At 39.7% G+C, this 2,219-nt stretch carries 3 protein-coding genes; all 3 read right to left on the minus strand.

Translation table 11 applies throughout. From position 1 onward, the window contains the following. On the minus strand, window positions 1-597 hold a 597-nt coding region (locus ACFSKL_RS22025), incomplete at its 3' end, for an MBL fold metallo-hydrolase (RefSeq protein ID WP_376889407.1). A 263-nt stretch (window positions 598-860) separates the two neighbouring features. Further along, on the minus strand, window positions 861-1,772 hold the full coding sequence (locus ACFSKL_RS22030) for a helix-turn-helix domain-containing protein (protein WP_376889408.1): 912 nt from the start codon (window positions 1,770-1,772) through the stop codon (window positions 861-863). A 30-nt stretch (window positions 1,773-1,802) separates the two neighbouring features. Next, a partial coding sequence (locus ACFSKL_RS22035; protein ID WP_376889410.1) for an SDR family NAD(P)-dependent oxidoreductase occupies window positions 1,803-2,219 on the minus strand: 417 nt, incomplete at its 5' end.

The following is a 2,219-nucleotide window of genomic DNA, read 5'->3' on the forward strand; positions in this document are numbered from 1 at the left end:
CCTTGTAAAACCCCTTCCCGAAAAATGCCTTGCAGGTGCGGTATGTATCGTAAACCCCTTATCCAACGTGACATGTTCGTTCCAATCTTTCTCGATAATTACATTCTTGTCAAATCCCCAATGCTCAAAATGGGAACCAACGCCCAATCCGCAAATCACGGTCTTTACTTTGTCTTTTAATGCGATAACGGTTTCATAATCCAAATGGTCGTAATGGTCGTGTGTAATCAATAAACAATCTATTTCGGGCATATCCGCTGCTGTATAAATATCCGTTCCTTTGAATGATTTGTTGTTCCCCGGTATGGGTGCTGCATTACCACTAAAAACAGGGTCAATCAGAAAGCGTTTGCCGCCAACCTGCATAAAATAAGACGAATGCCCAAACCATACCAATACATTGCTATCAGCTGGAAGTTTTAGTAAATCCGTTTTTATAGAGGGGATTATATCTGTGGGTTTCTGCCTCGGAAATTTTTTAAACAGGAAATCCCACATAATTACCGTCATAGAATACCCCTCGGTCAAGACAGGCGTAAAACTTATGTTTTGGAATTTACCGTTTTTGTAATTGGTTGAAGTTTTTATTAATTCCAAACGTTCACCATTTGGGGCTTTACCAAATTTTGACTGACGCATATAAAAGAAAATGGCAATTGCCATTAATAGTAGGATACTCAAAAGTATAATCATTGTTCGTTTCAATATTTTAGTTGTTTTATTCACTGAGATTGGGGTTCACTATTTAAAACCGTTTAGACAAAGTGAGAATAGTCGAACTCTGGTTAATAGGTAAGTATTTTGTGCTACTGCTATTGTTAAGTAAACCCCAGTCTTACAGATCTCAATCTTGTTTGTGCTCAGTTAAACGATTGCCTAAATTCCAAAGGGGTTTGATTTGTTTTTTGTTTGAATATCTTACTGAACGATTGCGGATACTCAAAACCTAATTGATAGGCGATTTCACTGACAGAAAGTTCTGTTGCGGTTAGGATCTCCTTGGCTTTTTCAATCAATTTGTCGTGGATGAGTTGCTGTGTGGTTTGCCCGGTGAGTTGCTTCAGGCAATCGCTAAGGTATTTGGGCGATAGATTTAATTGCGAAGCCAAAAAAGCTGGTGTTGGCAATTTCTGTTCGTCTGAATGGTAAAAATAATGGTTCAATATTTTTTCTACCTTATTTAACAATTCACTGTTTTGCGTTTTCCGGGTAATGAATTGCCTGTTGTAATACCGGTTGCAATGGGTCAACAACAAGTCAAGAGCTGAAATCATCACATCCTGACTGAATTGGTCTATGGGCAGAAGGTATTCCTTCTCAATCTGTTCGAAAATGGTTTCTATGGCTTTCTGCTCTTCTTCGGATAGGATCAACGCTTCGTTTACTTCATAATCGAAAAAACCGAAAGATTTTATTTTTTGATTTAAGGGATAGGTTCGCAAGAAGTCAGGGTGGATACTTATAATCCAACCCGCTTTTGCAAAGGCAAAATCTTTCTCAACAATGCTCACTTGCCTGGGGGCAAAACAGGAAATAACACCTTCATCAAAATCAAAGGGGGTTTGTCCATATTGCATTTTGCAGGGGCATACTGTCTTTAGGGTGATTTGATAAAAATCACTGATCAATTTTGTACGTTGGGTGAGTTCCGGCTTCGGGAAATCTTCAAAACGAAGAATGCTGAACAGCGGATGCTTCGGCTTGGAAAGACCCACCACCTTGTGTATATCAGCAATGGATTTGAGATGGATGGTCAATGTATCAGAATTCACTTTGCTTTTATTTATAGTCAAATTTACAAATTATTTACCCAATTTTTTTCTGTACGATCCTGCAAAACTCCTGGCTAAGAATGCATTTGGAAACAGGGTTGATAACCGGGCTGCCATCCGGTTCATTCTTCCTGAAACAATGTAGTGTTTTCTTTTGTCCAATGCCTTCAATAGTTCATCTGCCACCTGTTCAGGGGCTTGGGTTGAGCTACTATATTCCGTACCAAGCCCTTTGCCTATTTCGTTCTCTATTCCTGCGGCATTGTTGAAATTGGTCTTGGTCAATCCGGGACAAAGCAACATGGCGTGCACATTGTAGGGCTTACACTCTTGCGTAAGTGCATGGGTAAAGTGTCGCACGAAAACCTTACTGGCAGAATAAGTGGTCATATACGGTATCGGAATGAAAGATGCCATAGAAGCAACGTTGATGATGGTGCCGCTTTT

Source organism: Belliella marina (assembly GCF_042682445.1).
Classification (GTDB): domain Bacteria; phylum Bacteroidota; class Bacteroidia; order Cytophagales; family Cyclobacteriaceae; genus Belliella; species Belliella marina.